This window comes from Sulfurovum iocasae (assembly GCF_047716765.1).
In the GTDB taxonomy this organism is placed as follows: domain Bacteria; phylum Campylobacterota; class Campylobacteria; order Campylobacterales; family Sulfurovaceae; genus Sulfurovum.
On record NZ_CP180410.1, the window covers coordinates 155,524 to 172,288 of the forward strand.

17 protein-coding genes are annotated in these 16,765 nt (G+C 42.7%); 16 read left to right on the forward strand and 1 reads right to left on the reverse strand.

What is annotated here, in order from left to right:
* The first annotated feature begins 9 nt into the window (after positions 1 to 9).
* The 16 genes from ACLHDG_RS00835 (at position 10) to ACLHDG_RS00910 (ending at position 14,903) form a co-directional block, all read left to right on the forward strand.
* A complete protein-coding gene (locus ACLHDG_RS00835) occupies positions 10 to 3,642 on the forward strand; it encodes an FG-GAP repeat protein (protein ID WP_415407100.1) in 3,633 nt (1,210 codons plus the stop codon).
* 68 nt (positions 3,643 to 3,710) lie between these two features.
* Positions 3,711 to 4,370, forward strand: coding sequence for a hypothetical protein (locus tag ACLHDG_RS00840; protein ID WP_415407101.1), 660 nt, complete (start codon positions 3,711 to 3,713; stop codon positions 4,368 to 4,370).
* A 76-nt stretch (positions 4,371 to 4,446) separates the two neighbouring features.
* On the forward strand, positions 4,447 to 5,325 hold the full coding sequence (locus ACLHDG_RS00845) for a hypothetical protein (RefSeq protein WP_415407102.1): 879 nt from the start codon (positions 4,447 to 4,449) through the stop codon (positions 5,323 to 5,325).
* Positions 5,326 to 5,783: 458 nt separating this feature from the next.
* On the forward strand, positions 5,784 to 6,032 hold the full coding sequence (locus ACLHDG_RS00850; RefSeq protein ID WP_415407103.1) for a monovalent cation/H+ antiporter complex subunit F: 249 nt from the start codon (positions 5,784 to 5,786) through the stop codon (positions 6,030 to 6,032).
* Positions 6,033 to 6,341: a monovalent cation/H(+) antiporter subunit G gene (gene mnhG / locus ACLHDG_RS00855; protein WP_415407104.1), complete on the forward strand. Its 309-nt coding sequence runs from the start codon at positions 6,033 to 6,035 to the stop codon at positions 6,339 to 6,341.
* A complete protein-coding gene (locus ACLHDG_RS00860) occupies positions 6,338 to 6,577 on the forward strand; it encodes a Na(+)/H(+) antiporter subunit B (protein ID WP_415407105.1) in 240 nt (79 codons plus the stop codon). Before mnhG ends, ACLHDG_RS00860 begins: the two co-directional genes overlap by 4 nt.
* A complete protein-coding gene (mbhE, locus tag ACLHDG_RS00865) occupies positions 6,574 to 7,281 on the forward strand; it encodes a hydrogen gas-evolving membrane-bound hydrogenase subunit E (RefSeq protein ID WP_415407106.1) in 708 nt (235 codons plus the stop codon). Before ACLHDG_RS00860 ends, mbhE begins: the two co-directional genes overlap by 4 nt.
* On the forward strand, positions 7,274 to 7,651 hold the full coding sequence (locus ACLHDG_RS00870) for a sodium:proton antiporter (RefSeq protein ID WP_415407107.1): 378 nt from the start codon (positions 7,274 to 7,276) through the stop codon (positions 7,649 to 7,651). The genes mbhE and ACLHDG_RS00870 overlap by 8 nt, the downstream gene beginning before the upstream one ends.
* Positions 7,651 to 9,099: a complex I subunit 5 family protein gene (locus ACLHDG_RS00875; RefSeq protein WP_415407108.1), complete on the forward strand. Its 1,449-nt coding sequence runs from the start codon at positions 7,651 to 7,653 to the stop codon at positions 9,097 to 9,099. Before ACLHDG_RS00870 ends, ACLHDG_RS00875 begins: the two co-directional genes overlap by 1 nt.
* Position 9,100: 1 nt before the next feature.
* Complete coding sequence (locus tag ACLHDG_RS00880) at positions 9,101 to 10,747, forward strand: proton-conducting transporter membrane subunit (RefSeq protein WP_415407109.1); 1,647 nt, start codon at positions 9,101 to 9,103, stop codon at positions 10,745 to 10,747.
* The gene (locus tag ACLHDG_RS00885) at positions 10,744 to 11,631 is read left to right on the forward strand and encodes a respiratory chain complex I subunit 1 family protein (RefSeq protein ID WP_415407110.1); all 888 of its coding nucleotides are present in this window, start codon (positions 10,744 to 10,746) and stop codon (positions 11,629 to 11,631) included. Before ACLHDG_RS00880 ends, ACLHDG_RS00885 begins: the two co-directional genes overlap by 4 nt.
* Positions 11,632 to 11,633: 2 nt before the next feature.
* A complete protein-coding gene (locus ACLHDG_RS00890; RefSeq protein WP_415407111.1) occupies positions 11,634 to 12,251 on the forward strand; it encodes an NADH-quinone oxidoreductase subunit B in 618 nt (205 codons plus the stop codon).
* Positions 12,251 to 12,850, forward strand: a complete 600-nt coding sequence (locus tag ACLHDG_RS00895; RefSeq protein ID WP_415407112.1) for an NADH-quinone oxidoreductase subunit C — start codon at positions 12,251 to 12,253, stop codon at positions 12,848 to 12,850. The genes ACLHDG_RS00890 and ACLHDG_RS00895 overlap by 1 nt, the downstream gene beginning before the upstream one ends.
* Positions 12,840 to 13,943: an NADH-quinone oxidoreductase subunit D gene (locus tag ACLHDG_RS00900; RefSeq protein WP_415407113.1), complete on the forward strand. Its 1,104-nt coding sequence runs from the start codon at positions 12,840 to 12,842 to the stop codon at positions 13,941 to 13,943. The genes ACLHDG_RS00895 and ACLHDG_RS00900 overlap by 11 nt, the downstream gene beginning before the upstream one ends.
* A gap of 9 nt (positions 13,944 to 13,952) precedes the next feature.
* Positions 13,953 to 14,354, forward strand: coding sequence for a 4Fe-4S dicluster domain-containing protein (locus ACLHDG_RS00905; RefSeq protein ID WP_415407115.1), 402 nt, complete (start codon positions 13,953 to 13,955; stop codon positions 14,352 to 14,354).
* Positions 14,355 to 14,432: 78 nt separating this feature from the next.
* Complete coding sequence (locus ACLHDG_RS00910; protein WP_415407116.1) at positions 14,433 to 14,903, forward strand: Na+/H+ antiporter subunit E; 471 nt, start codon at positions 14,433 to 14,435, stop codon at positions 14,901 to 14,903.
* A gap of 66 nt (positions 14,904 to 14,969) precedes the next feature.
* Here the strand turns inward: ACLHDG_RS00910 and ACLHDG_RS00915 are convergent, their stop codons facing one another.
* Positions 14,970 to 16,685 carry an AMP-binding protein gene (locus tag ACLHDG_RS00915; RefSeq protein ID WP_415407117.1) on the reverse strand — a complete coding sequence of 572 codons (1,716 nt, stop codon included), beginning with the start codon at positions 16,683 to 16,685 and terminating at the stop codon, positions 14,970 to 14,972.
* Positions 16,686 to 16,765: the final 80 nt, after the last annotated feature.

Here is a 16,765-nt window from a genome sequence, read left to right on the forward strand (position 1 = left end):
GATAAAGTTATGCATACATTTAGTAAGATCAGATGGTTGCTCGGGGTATTGGCCCTTTCAGCTATGGCAGCAGCACAGACACCTCAGGTGACAAGCAGCGGTGAGCCGATGCCCAAAGGGTTGTGGCAAGCTTTCAGCGAAGCGCGTCACGCGGTTGAAGTGAACAAGGATGAAAAAGGGGGGTATGCCTACAAGGCGTATAACCCGAAAAGCCGCTATGGCATCCGCTACGGCGAAAAGGGGTTGAAGCTTAAAACCGGCAGCTGGGAATTTGCAATGCAGCTTCAGGCTTACGGGCAGGAAAAAAACCTTCAGCCTGTTCAAAAAGCCAAACTGAGCACAAAAGGCAATAAAGCCACTTTTGACAGAGGTACTCTCAGCGAATGGTACATCAATGACGCCAAAGGACTGGAACAGGGCTTTACCCTGAAACAGCCCAAAGGGTATGATGATAAAAAAGAGTTGGTCCTCTCTCTTGGTTTTTCCGGCGACGTGAACGCGAAATGGAAAAACGAAGGGCAGAGCATTGCCTTTTACAAAGAGAAAAACCACGCTTTTGATTATGAAAAACTGAAAGCTTTCGATGCCACCGGCAAGACGCTTCCGGCACGGCTGGCGCTTTTGGACAAGACCCTGCAGATCAGGGTCGATGCCAAAGGGGCGCAGTGGCCGGTAACGGTAGACCCGATATTTGCGACCGAGACAAAGATTATCGGGGTGACCTCTGACGCGGCGGCCTTCGACTACTTCGGCTACTCCGTCGCCCTCTCGGGCGATACGGCAGTGGTGGGGGCGTACGGTGGTGGCGTCAGCGGATCGGCTTATGTAATGGTTGAAACGGCGGCGGGCTGGGTAACGCAGGCAAAGCTGATCCCTTCCGATGCGACGTCCGGTAAATACTTCGGTCATTCCGTTTCCCTCTCAGGCGATACGGCACTTGTGGGGGCATACGGCGATGACGACAACGGCACGGATAGCGGATCTGCCTATGTCTTTACCCGTACGGCCACATATTGGAACCAGCAGGCGAAGCTGACCGCCTCCGACGCGGCGGCCAATGACGAGTTCGGCTACTCCGTTGCCCTTTCGGGTGATACGGCAGTGGTGGGAGCGCACAACAAGGATAAGGGTCCTGAGGCCGAAGAGAGCGGTGCAGCTTACGTCTTTACCCGCTCCGGCACAGTCTGGAGTCCGCTGGGGAAGCTGACCGCCTCCGATGCGGCGGGTGGTGACTATTTCGGCTACTCCGTTGCCCTTTCGGGCGATACAGCAGTGGTAGGGGCGTACGGCGATGATGACAACGGCACTGATAGCGGATCAGCCTATGTCTTTGAAAAGCCAGATCCAGAGTGGGGAAATATGACTGAAACAATCAAACTGACCGCTTCCGATGCGGCGGCCGGTAATCAGTTCGGCTGGTCCGTTTCCCTCTCGGGTGATACGGCAGTGGTGGGGGCGCGTTACGATGACGATGGGGGCGCGTTTAGCGGATCAGTCTACGTCTTTTTCCGTTCGGGCACAATCTGGAGCCAGCAGGCGAAGCTGACCGCTACACTCCCGGCGCCCGGTGACCAATTTGGTGGCTCCGTTGCCATCTTGAGCGATACAGCGCTGATAGGGGCGACAGGCAATGACGATGGAGGATCAGCCTACGTCTTTACCCGTTCGGGCACAGCCTGGAGCCAGCAGGCGAAGCTGAGCGCCTCCGACGTGGCGCGCGATGACAGCTTCGGCTACTCCGTTGCCCTTTCGGGCGACACGGCAGTGGTGGGGGCGTACGGCAATGCCGACGCTGGCTCCCTTAGCGGATCAGCCTACGTCTTCGAAAAACCAGGCACAAGCTGGATAGACATGAATGAAACAGCCAAACTGACCGCCACACTCCCGACGGCCGGTGACAACTTCGGCTACTCTGTCTCCCTTTCGGGCGATACGGCAGTGGTGGGGGCGGACAGCAATGATAATAGTCCTGACCTAGACAACGGTGCAGCTTACGTCTTTACCCACTCGGGCACAGTCTGGAGCCAGCAGGCGAAGCTGACCGCCTCCGACACGGCGGCCGGTGATCAGTTCGGTCACTCCGTTTCCCTCTCGGGCGATACGGCAGTGGTGGGGGCGGACAGCAAGGATAATAGTCCTGACCAAGACAACGGTGCAGCTTACGTCTTTACCCGCTCGGGCACAGTCTGGAGCCAGCAGGCGAAGCTGACCGCCTCCGACACGGCGGGTGGTGCTTACTTTGGCTGCTCCGTTGCCTTCTTGGGTGATACAGCACTGATAGGGGCGTACGGTGATAATGAGGCTAGAGGATCCACCTACGTCTTTACCCGTTCCGGCGCAGCCTGGAGCCAGCAGGCGAAGCTAACCGCCTCCGATGCGGCGCTCAGTGACAACTTCGGCTGGTCCGTTGCCCTTTCGGGCGATACGGCAGTGGTAGGGGCGAATTACGATGATCACGATCCTGAGCAAAACAACGGTTCAGCCTATGTCTTTTTCCGCTCCGGCACAGTGTGGGACCAGCAGGCGAAGCTGACCGCCTCTGACACGGCGGCCCTTGATCAGTTCGGTTACTCCGTTTCCCTCTCAGGCGATACGGCAGTGGTGGGGGCGCGTATGGATGACGATGGCGGCAACAACAGCGGATCTGCCTATGTCTTTACCCGTTCGGGTATAGTATGGAGCCAGCAGGCGAAGCTGACCCCCTCCGACGTGCTGGGCGGTCAGTTCGGTTGCTCCGTTTCCCTCTCAGGCGATACGGCAGTGGTGGGCGCGCGTTACAACAACGACATGGGATCTGCCTATGTCTTTACCCGTTCGGGTATAGTATGGAGCCAGCAGGCGAAGCTGACCGCCTCCGACGCGGGGGACTATGATCAATTTGGTTACTCCGTCGCCCTCTCAGGCGATACAGCAGTGGTGGGCGCGTCTTACGATGACGATGGCGGCAGTGCCAGCGGATCGGCCTACCTGAACCGCTTTGAGTGCGGCTTCGCCGGTCCGATCATCGCGGATCGCTGGACGATGATCGGTCTGCCGTGTGACACCGGCACGACCGATACCGTCGAAGAGATCTTCGGTGATACGCTTGATCCGAACGACTATTACTACCGCTGGGTCGTCTTCGAACGTAACGAAGCAGGCGGTTACTATGCGCGCCTTGACCTTAGCAGTGTGATGTCGCATGGGCGCGGGTACTGGATAATGAGCATCGATAACAGTTACTGGGACACCACGGGAACACTGACGCAGTTCCCGGTAATTACAGGCTGTTCTGACCCTGAAGGGTGTTTCGAGTACACACTTGAGACACCGGCAAGTGCAGAGGAGGAGTTCAAGTATAACCTTGTTGGCTTCCCGGCCAATACTGAACGCATCTGGGGCGGTGTCCGCTTTACGGTCGATGGCTCATCCTACTCTCCGTCACGGGCAGAGCAGGAGAGGTATGTCTCCAAAACCATCTGGAAATGGAACGGCAACGGCTATGATGCCTACGACGATACTACTCCGGGTATGCAAGGCAACCTCCATTCACATGAGGGATTCTGGGTGAAAGTCCTCGGCGGCGCCACAGGCAGTATCGTGAAGATTTTGATCCCGGCCAACAGTGTACTTAGTTCACCACCACCGCCACCGGGCACGTAAGAGAGGAGAAAACAATGAAAAAAAATAATAGACAATGGGGTTGGGCCCTGCTGTTTGCATCATTGATGATGCTTGGTACCAACGCTTTTGCTGAAAAAAAAGAGAGTACAACAGTAGAGCAGGAGTGGTATATGCGATTGATCGCTGAAGTACCTTCAGAGCAAATGCGAGATCGTGGGAATGTACTGGGGCAGCTTTATGACAGCAGTGCAGGAAAAGACAGCCATGACCTTATCGAGCTGGCACCTTTTGGTGAAATTTATCTTACCATCGTTTTTCCTCATCCTGAGTGGGGTGACGATGCGGGAGATTATAGCAGTGATTATCACCACCCGGATGCTTACAATGAAGATGAATGGATATTTCAGGTCAAAACCAGCGCTACGAATAGCGATGTCACTCTCAGGTGGGAAGGGCTCAACGTGGTCAGCACAAGCTGGGGCGGCAAGAAGCCTAAAAAGAAAGAGGAGCTCGTCATAGATTCGTTCCTTGAGAGGATGTGGGTGGAAGATACCGCAACCGGAGAGAAGATGCCAGTCGTTGTAGATGGTAAACTTCAAACTTATACGTTTAACATGAATGGCAGCAACGTCAGAGAATTTCGATGGGGCATAGGGACATATACAAAACATGTACCATCAGCGGTTATTGAAACGAAAAAACCTGTTGAGCTTATTGAATCTGTAAAACCCGGCAAACTTGGCAAACCCGGGAAACCAATAAAGTAGTTGTCACTGCCAGCATCAGAGCAGCGATGCTGCTCTGTCTTCATAAATCTTGCCCAATCTTCCGTGGAGTCATTCTATGATCATTTTCAACCATAATCTCATTTTCCGAAATGAACCAGAACTTCGAGATGAGATCCAAAATGATGCGTTGGAGACCATTTTTATTATTGAAGAGGCAGGTTATCCCCTGTTTAAAACATTTCCTCTGAAAAGTGCCTGGCTTCCGACATCCGGACAGGAAGTACAATACCGTAGCAGCATCCCTTTTGAAGAAGCCGATGAGAAATTCTCATGGGCTTTGGAGATCAAGGGGGTGGTGACGCTGGTTTGGGATGCCAAAGAACGGAAGATCTTTTATAGAAAAGGAGATGACTTTACCGCGCAACGGCTGCGTTTCTGGGTATTTCATACTTTTTTTCCTATTGTCCTGGAACTGGAACGAACCTACCGTATCCTGCATGTCGGTTCGGTGGAGATAGGGGGCAAACCGGTACTCTTCTCCGCTTCCTCCTTTGGTGGAAAATCCACGCTGACCGACTACTTCATCCGACAGGGGCATACCATGCTCTGCGATGACTCTATGGCAATCGAGAAACGTGGTAATATCTATTATGCGATCTCCTCCTATCCTTTTCACAGACCTTACCGGGAACTTGAAACGCTTGGCTACCCTGTCGAAAACTTTGCAACCAAATCAAAACCTCTTCATGCAGTCTATCTCCTCGAAAAGAGCGATCCGGATGCGGCAGTGGAGATCACTGAACTCAAAGGAATTGAAAAGTTCAAAGCCTTTCACTACAGCAGTTTTATTAATTTCAATTTCATGAAACAGGAACGATTCGAATTTTTCACAGAAATGGCCAAACAGATACCGGTTTACAGGGTCACAGTACCTTGGGATATGGAGAGACTGGAGGAAGTGTACGATACAATAAAAACACATAATAAAACATAACCACAAAAGAAATGGTAGTTATTTAAGTAGTCATTTTTTAATTACAAAACTATAAATCCCTTAAATACCGTTACTTTTTAACATAGTTTGGTAGAGTTATGCTCCACCACTCACAATCCACTTATATACGATATCTAAAGCATCTTTAATAACAAGAAATTTTATATATCCTAAGATGAGATTGTATAATTATACCAACTAAAGACTATTAAAATAAGGCACTACAAAAGAGATAGAAGTCATTGTAAAACTAGTTTTCGCAAAGCTCCTTTCAACTGTATCTAGATAGCTTTGTTAGTTAGAGTTATTCCTTACCTATATCCTTCCTTAAGCTACGAAGATTAAAGTATTTTTTTTTATTCTTATTTGTTGTGATCATCCCACTCCTTTTTCAAATGATATTTGTGTAATTTAAGGAGTATTTAGTCATACTTATCTAAATTAATTATGAGAAAATAATGTTTGATATAGTAATCTTTTTGCTTCTGCTATCTATGCTAATAATACTCTACCGATTTCTAAAGGGACCGACTCTTAGTGACAGAGTTGTGTCGTTTGATGTTATGAGTATTATGGGGGTCTCTCTTTTAGTTCTTTTGGCTCTCTACTTTCAAAGAAGTTTATACCTTGATATTGCCCTTGTTTTTGGACTTATTGGTTTTTTAGGTGCAACTATTTTTGGTCGATTCATAGAAAAAGGCTTATAAGTGATAGTATATTTAGGGTATATTTTTATCTTCTTTGGTATTATGGCTTTTTTAGTGAGTGCCATAGGGCTTGTCAGAATGCCTGATGTTTACACTCGCATGCATGTGGGAACTAAAACTACAACTATTGGAACTATTTTAGTTATCTTTGGAGCTATTTGTATTGAACCGTCTTGGGCTTTGAAATTGATAATTTTAGCTATTTTTATACTCCTAACAAATCCTCTCTCCTCCTCTGTAATTGCTAGGGCCTCACATAAAGATGGTGCTACTTTAGAATCAGATGAGCTCAAAGAGATACAGAAATGATAGGCTTTATAATTTTAGTGACCTTTATAGGCATTGTTATCGTTGCATTTTCTGCCGTCATTCAAAAAAAATTAGCTGACTCTGTTATCTTGCTGATGGGTGTCGGACTTGGAAGTGTGGTTCTGTTTTTTATATTTAAAGCACCTGATGTTGCACTCACGGAAGCAGTTATCGGCTCGGGGATCTCTTCGCTTATATTTTTAATGGCGCTCAAACACTTGGGCGAGAACACATGAGTTTAAAAAGAGATCTTCCAACTTCAACCTTAAGTGGTTTTGCTCTGAGTGGGCTTTTGATTTTAACACTCTTAAATATCCTGCTTCAAAACATGCCAAACAGTATTCAAACCGCAGGGAATGAACTTCTGAAACTCAATGTAAATGAAGGTGTAGCAAATGCAGTCACAACAGTTGTAGTTTACTTCCGTGGCTTTGATACGCTTGGTGAGATTGCCGTTTTATTTATTGCATCTTTGGGGGTAGGCTTAATGCTTCACTCAAACAGTAAATGTGATATAAAAGCTGAAAGTAACTTCATGTTACAAACTGCTTCAAGACTACTTTTTCCTATTATCATGTTATTTGGCATATATGTTATGATCTATGGTCATTTAAGTCCTGGTGGTGGTTTTCAAGGAGGAGTCATCATTGCAAGTGGTGTTTTGCTTCTTCTTATCTCACATAAAGAGTTTGAAATTCCTCATGCTGTGATCGTTGCACTTGAAACTTTTGCCGGAGTTTCTTATGTCCTTATAGGGCTTATCGGACTTCTTGTTTTAGATAAATTTCTAGGCAACTTTCTCCCTCATGATATTTCACAAACGGGGTTGCTCCTCAGTGGTGGTATTATTCCTATAATCTACATGATAGTTGGTATAAAAGTTGGAAGTGAGATGAGTATGATCGCTCAAAATTTAATTAAAAGAAGCAATGATGTTTGAGTTTCTAAATCAACCGGAAGCTATCAAAATCATTGTAACTATTGGTTCAATGGCTCTCTTTTTTGTTGGGCTTTTTGGACTTTTAACGCGCAAACATATTATTAAAATATTTATGAGTATTGCCATTATGGAGAGTTCACTTTTTTTGTTTTTCATCGGTTTAACATTTAACACAAACTTCATAGCTCCCATACTGGACAATACACACGTAAATATTTCAAATATGAACGATCCCGTCCCTCATGCCATGATACTTACAGCTATTGTTATTGGCATGGCAGTGCTTGCTCTTGGTGTGAGTTTTACTATTGAGTACTATAAACTTACAGGCAAAACCAACATCGATGAGATGAATGAGATGAAGCATTAATGAGTAGTATTCTTTTTGTAGCACTGCCTTTACTGTTTGGGTTTGCAACACCGATCCTCTCTACGTTTGGGAAAAATGGGGTGGCTTACACTTCTATGCTTATGCAGATGTTCTTGCTTTACCTCGCTTTTGATTTATTAAGCAGCATAGACTTTCATGTGGAAATAATCTCAATAGCTCCACCTCTTGGTATTTCATTTGTGCTAAACAAGGCTTCACTGTTTTTTGTAACTCTTTTTACATTTCTGACAACACTGTTTTCGTTCTATTACTTAAGCCACAGGAAAACAGATGCCTATGAAAATGAGACTAAATTTTTCATACTTTTAAATATGCTTTTAGCTTCAAGCATAGGGCTGGTACTGAGTTCTGATATCTTTAACATTTATGTATTTTTTGAAATTACAGGGATATCCGCCTACATATTAAGTGCCTACAAAAAAACGCCATCAGCTCTTGAAGCTGGACTGAAGTACCTCTTAACGGGTGCTGTTGCTTCTGTATTTTTAGTTTTTGCCATTGCGCTTATCTATATCAATGTAGGTTCTCTAAACCTTGCGGTCATATCTCAAAGTTTTGAAGCACTCCCCTACAATATCAAAGTGCTTATATCTATCTTACTTCTCATTGGATTTGGTTTTAAAGTAGAGATCTTCCCTCTCAATTTTTGGGTTACAGATGTATATCAAGGTTCATCTGCACTCGTAAATGCACTCTTTAGCGGGATCGTTGTTAAGGCCTATCTCTTTGTGTTCTTCCACATAGTGTATCTCTTTTTACCTAGTGGGGAATTTTCAGTTTTCTTAGTTTATCTGGGTGCTGTCAGTATGCTTGTTGCAGAGATAGCTGGTCTTAAACAGACAAACTTAAAACGACTTTTTGCATACTCGTCTCTTGGCCAGATTGCACTGATATTTACAGCCTTTGCAATGCAAAACAAAGAAGGCATTCAAGCAGCACTTTTTATTGTTTTAGCGCACTCTATCGCAAAGTTCATTATCTTTTTAGCGCTAACTTCCATACAAAAAGAGCATAAAAATATACATATTGAGACACTAAAAGAGTTAAACTCACCATTTCTGCGAGCCATTATGCTTATAGCAATGCTCTCTCTTCTAGGTATACCACTTTTTGTTGGATTTGTAGGAAAGTTTTTAGTACTAAAAAGCTTTGCAATCGAGGGAATGTTCATGATCTTAGCGATCATTGTTATAGGGTCTTTAATAGAGTCTGTTTACTACTTCAAACTTGCTGGATACATGTTCATCAAAGGCAAAAAAAGAGAAGTCCTAACTATAGGCTCAACACAAAAAGTTGTGTTTGTACTTTTGGCATTTTTACTGATCTCCATTGGGATAGCCCCTTTTATGGTTTCAAACTTTTTAGGTGACTCCGCAAATATACTGCTGGATGCTAAAAGTTATAGTGATATGTTAGGAGGCGTGTAAAATGGATTTAACGATTTTTGGGCTAAATGATATCGTTCTTTCTCTTAAAGCAACAAGCCTGGCAAACTTTTTCGCACTGCTTATAGCCTCTTCATTTGTTGTGGTTTCGTTTTTAACGCCAAAGTACAAACTCACAAAAAGTTTTTATGCACTGCTTATACTCCTAACCTCTTCACTATTCCTTATCGTTTACGCAAATGATTATTTACTCTTCTTTATGGGATGGGAGACTATGAGTATCAGTACTTACTTTCTGCTCTCCTTTACGTTAAGCAAAGAGGCACTGCACAAATACATCATCTTTGCAATGGCTTCAGCACTGAGCCTTTTTATAGCTATACTCCTACTCTACTCAACAAGTCAAAGCTTTTTATACTCAGATGCAAGAGAGAGTTTTAATGCAATGAACCAACTTCAAAGTGCAGTGTTCATAGCCTTAATGATGTTTTCCATCTTTGTAAAACTTGGAACGATAGGCTTTCATTACTGGTTGGTAGATGCGTATGAAGAGTCACACAGTATCTTCACTCCATTTCTCTCAGCAGTGCTTTCAAAAATGGGAGTTTATGCACTTATTATCTTTACCTCTCATGTAGTAAGTGTAACGTATGGACTCGCTACTATAGGAGTGTTGACCTCCATTATTGCAACTTTTAAAGCCATTCAGGAAGATAGTATAAAGCGACTTTTAGCCTACTCTTCTATCGCCCAACTTGGCTACATAGTGACTGTTCTTGGTATCTCTGATGGGATGGGGGGAGCACTGTATCACTCACTTATTCACACTGCTGTAAAACTTTTACTATTTATCAATGTGGCGGGGATCATTTTCATCACAGGACGACAAAAATTCAGTGAACTTGGTGGACTCATATATAAAATGCCACAATCATTCGTCCTCCTGCTTATAGGCATTATAACTCTGGCAGGTATGCCTCCTCTGGGTGGGTTTGCTTCTAAATTTATGATCTACACTTCACTCTTGGATGCTAAATACTTACTTGTTTTATCCGCTGTTATGTTTTCCAGTGCCAGTGCATTTTTATACATTTACAAGCTCATCTATGGAATTTACTTAGGTCATCCGACAAACAAAAAACTGGAGAGTGTTAAAGAAGTTCCCCTCTCATTTTTAATGCCTCAATATATTTTATCTCTTGTTTTAATTGTTTTAGGTACTTTCCCTGCCCTGGTGGTGCCATACTTTAATAGGATCTTGGAGGAGTTAAACCTGGAAACCATAACCTTCACTGATACTGCAACACTCATAACGCCACATGCCCAGTATAACGGTTTTATTGTTATGAGTGCTTTTGCTGCTATTTTTGTTTTAGTCTTACTTGTTTTTGTATCGCTTCGCTCAAAAGCGAAAGAAGCAAAAGATCGTTTTGACATAGCCTACTGTGGGGAAGAGCCAAATAAAGCTACGCATCTTCACTACGGTTACAGTATGGGTAAAGAGTTAAAAAGAGTGAGGTTTATAAACACTATACTTAAAAACTCCAGTAAATATTTTTATGACTTCATCGCAAGACAAACACTGTCACTCTCGGAGATTTTCAGAAAAATATACTCTGGTAATTTATCACTGAATTTTAATATAGCGATACTCTTTGTGATCATCCTCTTATGGTGGAGCTCAAAATGATAGTGATTGATTTACTTCTAATGCTTTTGGTAGCCTATTTTGTTGGCTTTTTATATTACGGTTTATACCGAAACATCACTGCAAGATTTCAGCGTCGTTTTGGTCCTCCTGTGTGGCAATCATTTTTAGATTCGATCAAATTCTTTTTAAAAGAAGATAGTACTTCACACGGTTGGATGTTTTACCTCGGTCCGATCATCATGATGAGTGGCGCGATCATGACACTCTTTTTTATACCGTTTTTCAGCTCTGGAAGCAGTTTCAGTGGTCTCAGCCCTTATGGAAATCTTTTTTTGGTTCTCTATCTCTTGGTTCTGGGACCTTTAGGAAATGCCCTTGGCGTTGGAACTGCCGGTAATCCTTTTGGTGTGATGGGAGTCACTCGTGGACTTACTCGTCTGTTTGCTATGGAGATGCCTTTTTATATTGCTGTTATAGCCATCATGAGCCTGAGTGGCAGTGCAGATATCGCTACCATAGCATCAAGCCAAACAACTTTTAATGCCTTTGCCTATCCACTACTTTTCATTGGAGCACTTTTTTCATTCATCGGAATGATGGGACAAGCTCCATTTGATGTGGTTGGTGCGCCGGTTGAAGTCTATTCTGGTCCGGCATCTGAGTTTTCCGGGAAGTTTTTAGCACTGCTTATGAGTCAGAGTGCCATATTTACTTTTGCAAAGCTGGTCTTGATGGTGCATCTCTTTTTGGGTGGTGCGGATGGCTTTTTAGAACTCACACTCAAAACATTTGTACTCTTTTTGTTTGTTATATCATTTGGGGCAATGTATGGAAGATTTAAAACACCGCAAAGTGTGGATTTTTTACTAAAAGTACCTACTGCTATAGCCATAGTAGGACTTATTTTGGCGACTTGGAGTTAAAGATGACTGAGGGATTTTTACAAGAACAGCATATTTTAGAGGGTGACTTAAACTCTGACACTTCACACAAAAGCAGTGTGGATTTTTTGATGAACTGGTTTAGAAAACGAAGCATCTTTGTATTAGCCTATGGAACAGGCTGTGGAGCCATTGAAATGCCACCCACTTTTACAAGCCGTTATGATGCAGAGAGACTTGGGATCAGAGGGGCAGCCACTCCACGACAAGCGGATGTTATCATTGTTTCAGGCTACTGCTCTTACAAAACGCTGAGAAGAATCATCAGAACCTATGAGCAAATGTCAAATCCAAAATATGTTCTAGCCCTTGGTTCCTGTACGGTCAATGGTGGAATGTACTGGGACTCATATAACACCATAAAAAAGCTTGAAGACTATCTACCTGTTGATATGTATGTAAACGGTTGCATGCCTAGACCGGAGAGTATTTTAGAAGGTTTTATAGAACTTCAAAAAGAGATAGGAGAAGGAAAAGCATCTTCTTGGCAAAAGTATGAAAATAACTATGAATTTTATAGAAAAAATCAGGAAGCAGTTTTGGGTAAAAAAGTTGAACCCTCTTATGAGGCGGATTGGTATTTATATGATGGAGGGCTTTAATGTTTAAAAAGATAAAAAGCCATTTTGCAACCTATGATGTTGAAGTCAAACGTGATGACCTCTATAAAGTCGGTGTCAGGTATGATAGGCTCTTTGAACTTATCCACATGTTAAGAGATGAATATGATTACAAAACACTCAATGCCATCACTTGTACGGATTGGATAGAAGAGGGGCATTTTTCACTTACTTATATGCTCACAACACTGGATAGAAAACATACTTTTATGATCCAGACGATGATAAATAGAGAAAGCCCACATGCCAAGAGTTTAAGCCATGAGTTTAAACAGGCACAGATCATGGAGAGGGATCTGCATGAAATGTTTGGGATTGATTTTATGGGTAATGATAACTTAAAAGAGTTGAGTTTAGAGAACTGGATACATACTCCACCACTCAGACGAGAATTTGACACTTTAGAGTTTGTAAACAATCATCTTACATTTCGAGAAGGTCGTGATGACAATGTAGACACAAAAGCAGAGAGTAAGCGACTCCGAGCACTAAAAAAAGCGGAGAAAGAGGCTGCTAAAAAGGCAAAAGAGGAAGCAGAGGCCAAAAAACTTAAGGATGAGGAGGTTAAAGATGGAGAATAAACATATAACCATCTTTCATGGGCCTCAACACCCGGGTATCACGGGAAATATGTCCGTAGAGCTAGACCTTATAGGTGAGACGATACAAAAAGCCACTACACACGTGGGTTATCTTCATAGAGGCTTTGAGAAGCTGATCGAGAGAAGAACAGTCATTCAGGCTTTCACGATCGTTTGTCGTATCTGTGTTCCTGAACCAGACCCGAATGAAGCAAACTTTGCTATGGCTGTTGAAGAGTTGGCCGGACTGGAAGTAACACCTAGAGCACAATATATTAGAGTAATGGTTTTAGAGTTATCACGTTTAGCTGCTCAGTTTTTATGGATGGCAGGGCAAAGCGGCTCCATAGGACTTTATGCTGTTGGGCAATGGGCTATTGCAGATAGAGATTTGATTTTAGATCTGTTTGAAGAGCTTACAGGGGCAAGAGTATATCATATGTATATTTACCCCGGGGGAGTGAGACGAGATCTGCCTGAGGGCTTTTTAGAAAGAGTATCAAAACTTCTAAAATACATGAAAAAACGACTAAAAGACTATGATGATATTTTTATAAACAATGCCAGTTTTAAAAACCGTGCGATTGGTGTTGGAATTGTCTCAAAAGAAGAAGCAATTGCAAATGGTTATGTGGGTCAAGTACTTCGTGCTTGCGGCATCAAAGCTGATGTAAGAAAAGATGCACCCTATTTGGTCTATAATGAATTAGAATTCGAGGTTCCTATACAAACTGCTGGTGATGTGTATGCCCGTGCCTTAGTGAGACGAGAAGAGATGAACCAAAGTATAAATATCCTAGAGCAAGTTATAATAAAAATGCCTGAGGGTGAAGTGATGATAAAAATGCCAGCGCATAGAAAATTTAAACTTCCAAAAGATGATACTTGGGTAAAAGTTGAGAGTGCAAGAGGTGAATTTGCCTACTATATGGCTGGTGATGGAAGTGAAAATATTCGCCGTATGCAGGTAAGAGGTCCTTCCCTTGTTCATGCATACACACTCTTGGAAGATCTTTTGGTGGGAGCAGAGCTTAGTGATGTTGCACTTATCCTGAACTCACTTGGAATTTGTCCCCCTGAGATAGAGAGATAGGAGCATGTTATGAAATGGTCTGTTGATATAAAAGGAACACTCTCCCCACTGAGTATCTTGGGTGCATTTTTTCAAAAGCCAAATACCATACCCTATCCAGCTGTAAAAAAAGAGACAGCAAAAGGTTACCGTGGTTTTCATACAAATTTTTTGGCTGATTGTATAGGTTGTGCCAGTTGTCAAGATGTATGTATGAATAATGCGATAGATATGATAAAAACAGATAAAGAGTACAATGCCAAAAATGCTTCACAGTGTATCCCTCGTATAGATTATGGAAGATGTTGCTGGTGTTCGCTTTGCACTGATGTTTGCCCACCAGATTCACTTAAGCTTGAAGATGACTATATGAATGTCAGCAAACATGCCAGTGACTTTTTATATATGCCAAAGAACAAGGGGCAAAGATGATAAGAATTACAAGGATTAAAATGCAGTGCAATAAATCACTAAATGATTTATGTGAAATTCAAGGCAGGGAGACACTAAATGTCGAGTCGTAGATTATTATTTTGGACTGTATTACTCTTTTGTGTATGGCTTATCTTGACATCAAATTTTCAGATGCCAAACATCTTGCTTGGTACTGCTGTAAGTTTCTCTATTGCTTTACTCTACACAAAACTTTTTACTCACAATACGTTTGAGTTTATCAACCCTTTTTGGCTTGGAGTTTATATCTTGGTTTTGCTAAAAAATATAATCATTTCAAATCTACAAATAACAAAAAGAACACTAAGTAAAGATATGAAACTTTCACCTGCAATTGTCGCAGTAAAAACAGAGTTAAAGAGTGAATGGAAAAAGCTTCTACTGGCTAACTCTATCACTCTCACACCAGGGACATTAACGCTTGATGTGAAAGATGACACTCTTTTCATTCATGTGATAGAGTATCGCGAGGGTTCAAGTAAAGAGAGTATTACTAAAGAGTTTGAAGATATTATTGCTAAGATTTAGCGATATTTTCATCAATTCCAAGATCAAGTGCAAGTTTTAGGTATTTAGTCACTGTGACAATAAGTGCTATGATGCTTCAACATAAAGATAACGTTTGATCTTCTTAGTCGGTGTCTTAATAAATGGTTCACGCTGTTCGATCACTTTTCGAATACGTGAAAAAGCAGAAATATTTTCATTGACTTCCCGACGGATCCTTTCAAGTAGATCATCCACTTTTGCATGCATCTTTGTTTCAGATTTTTTGCTCACTCCAAGTATTTCATCAAGCTTGTCATAATCAAGATGAATACGTGCAGTCAGAGTCCCTTTGTCATCATAGACGAGTGAATCGGCAACAAATGTTTGGGTATTGATGGCTGCTTCGATCTGTTCAGGATAGATATTCTCACCAGAAGATCCTACGATGATGTTTTTGGCACGCCCACTCATGAAAAAGTATCCATCTTTATCAAGATAACCAATATCTTCAGTGTTGAACCACCCATTTTCATCAATGACTTCAGCTGTTTTTTCCGGGTCTTTATAATACCCCATCATGACATTGGGACCACGTGCCCAAAGTGTACCGATACCCTCTTCATTTTGATCACGAAGTTCAAGTTCTGCTCCTGGGATCACCGGACCGATGGCTTTATATTTTGTCTTACTTGGGTTGGTACCGGCAAGGAAGGGTGCTGTCTCAGTCAGTCCATAGCCAATGCAATAGGGGAACTGGGCTTCACGTAAAAACTTCTCAACAGCAGGAGAGAGACCTGCTCCTCCTACACCAAAGAAACGAATTTTTCCACCAAAAGTCTTTATAAGTTTTTTACCTGCAATTTTATTGAGCTTTTTACGTACGAAGGGTATGGCATAAAGCATTTTGATCAGTAGGTTTTTTTGAAAGTTAGGCAGAATTTTATTTTTATAGATCTTCTCTATGACCAGGGGTACGGTTAGCATAAAGTCAGGCTTTACTGTTGACATGGCCTTGATCAGTATGGTTGGGGTTGGTGGCTTTTGGATGTAATGAATGGAAGCACCATTGAGGAACGGAACGATCATCCCTACAGTACATTCATAGGTGTGTGCGAGTGGCAAAATGGAGAGAAAGCGGTCTGTTGAAAAGATATCGACAACTTTTTGTGAAGCTGTTGCGTCAAAGACCAGGTTTTTGTGACTGAGCATTACCCCTTTTGAATTCCCTGTGGTACCAGAAGTATAGATGATGGCGGCAAGATCTTCTTCATCGATGATGGTTTCCTCATCTTCTTTGTTCTCTTTACCAAGTTTTTCCATCGCTTTTGAGATCTGTTCCCCACCTTTTTTTAATACCTTGTCCACAGTAGAAGGTGTTGACAATTTTTTGAGGATATTAAGATTATCAGTGATCACAAGCAGGTTCATTTCAGGGGGTTGTATCTCATCCAGCATCACTTCAAAGAGCTTTTGTGAGATAAAGGCAGCTTTACACTCTGCATGGATAGCAATATGCATTGCTTCTGAGGTATGAAAATCCGGCAAAATAGGTACAATAACTGCTCCCATCGTTGTCACTGCAAAATAGATCGCACTCCAATTGGGCATATTTTCACTATAGAGTGCAACTCTGTCACCGGGTTTTATTCCGTATGTACGTAACATCTCTTGGAGGATTTCGACATTTTGTGCAAGCTGTGCATAAGTGATGGGCTCAGCATCTACAAATTGAACAGCAGGACGATCTGCATAGGTCTCGGTACTGTAGTCAAATAGTGCCTTAAGTGTGAGCTTGGGTAGTTTTATAAATGGTTTATTCATAAATATTGCCTTTTCCTAATGTGATAGTTGCAGATACAAAAATAGGGGATGTACTGAAATGTATAAGGATATGATAGCAA

What these genes read in the sequence shown, in the direction of transcription:
- ACLHDG_RS00835 (WP_415407100.1), top strand. Translation starts at nt 10, where the DNA reads ATGCATACATTTAGTAAGATCAGATGGTTGCTCGGGGTATTGGCCCTT.
- ACLHDG_RS00840 (WP_415407101.1), top strand. Translation starts at nt 3,711, where the DNA reads ATGCTTGGTACCAACGCTTTTGCTGAAAAAAAAGAGAGTACAACAGTA.
- ACLHDG_RS00845 (WP_415407102.1), top strand. Translation starts at nt 4,447, where the DNA reads ATGATCATTTTCAACCATAATCTCATTTTCCGAAATGAACCAGAACTT.
- ACLHDG_RS00850 (WP_415407103.1), top strand. Translation starts at nt 5,784, where the DNA reads ATGTTTGATATAGTAATCTTTTTGCTTCTGCTATCTATGCTAATAATA.
- ACLHDG_RS00860 (WP_415407105.1), top strand. Translation starts at nt 6,338, where the DNA reads ATGATAGGCTTTATAATTTTAGTGACCTTTATAGGCATTGTTATCGTT.
- mbhE (WP_415407106.1), top strand. Translation starts at nt 6,574, where the DNA reads ATGAGTTTAAAAAGAGATCTTCCAACTTCAACCTTAAGTGGTTTTGCT.
- ACLHDG_RS00870 (WP_415407107.1), top strand. Translation starts at nt 7,274, where the DNA reads ATGTTTGAGTTTCTAAATCAACCGGAAGCTATCAAAATCATTGTAACT.
- ACLHDG_RS00875 (WP_415407108.1), top strand. Translation starts at nt 7,651, where the DNA reads ATGAGTAGTATTCTTTTTGTAGCACTGCCTTTACTGTTTGGGTTTGCA.
- ACLHDG_RS00880 (WP_415407109.1), top strand. Translation starts at nt 9,101, where the DNA reads ATGGATTTAACGATTTTTGGGCTAAATGATATCGTTCTTTCTCTTAAA.
- ACLHDG_RS00885 (WP_415407110.1), top strand. Translation starts at nt 10,744, where the DNA reads ATGATAGTGATTGATTTACTTCTAATGCTTTTGGTAGCCTATTTTGTT.
- ACLHDG_RS00890 (WP_415407111.1), top strand. Translation starts at nt 11,634, where the DNA reads ATGACTGAGGGATTTTTACAAGAACAGCATATTTTAGAGGGTGACTTA.
- ACLHDG_RS00895 (WP_415407112.1), top strand. Translation starts at nt 12,251, where the DNA reads ATGTTTAAAAAGATAAAAAGCCATTTTGCAACCTATGATGTTGAAGTC.
- ACLHDG_RS00900 (WP_415407113.1), top strand. Translation starts at nt 12,840, where the DNA reads ATGGAGAATAAACATATAACCATCTTTCATGGGCCTCAACACCCGGGT.
- ACLHDG_RS00905 (WP_415407115.1), top strand. Translation starts at nt 13,953, where the DNA reads ATGAAATGGTCTGTTGATATAAAAGGAACACTCTCCCCACTGAGTATC.
- ACLHDG_RS00910 (WP_415407116.1), top strand. Translation starts at nt 14,433, where the DNA reads ATGTCGAGTCGTAGATTATTATTTTGGACTGTATTACTCTTTTGTGTA.
- ACLHDG_RS00915 (WP_415407117.1), bottom strand. Translation starts at nt 16,685, where the DNA reads ATGAATAAACCATTTATAAAACTACCCAAGCTCACACTTAAGGCACTA.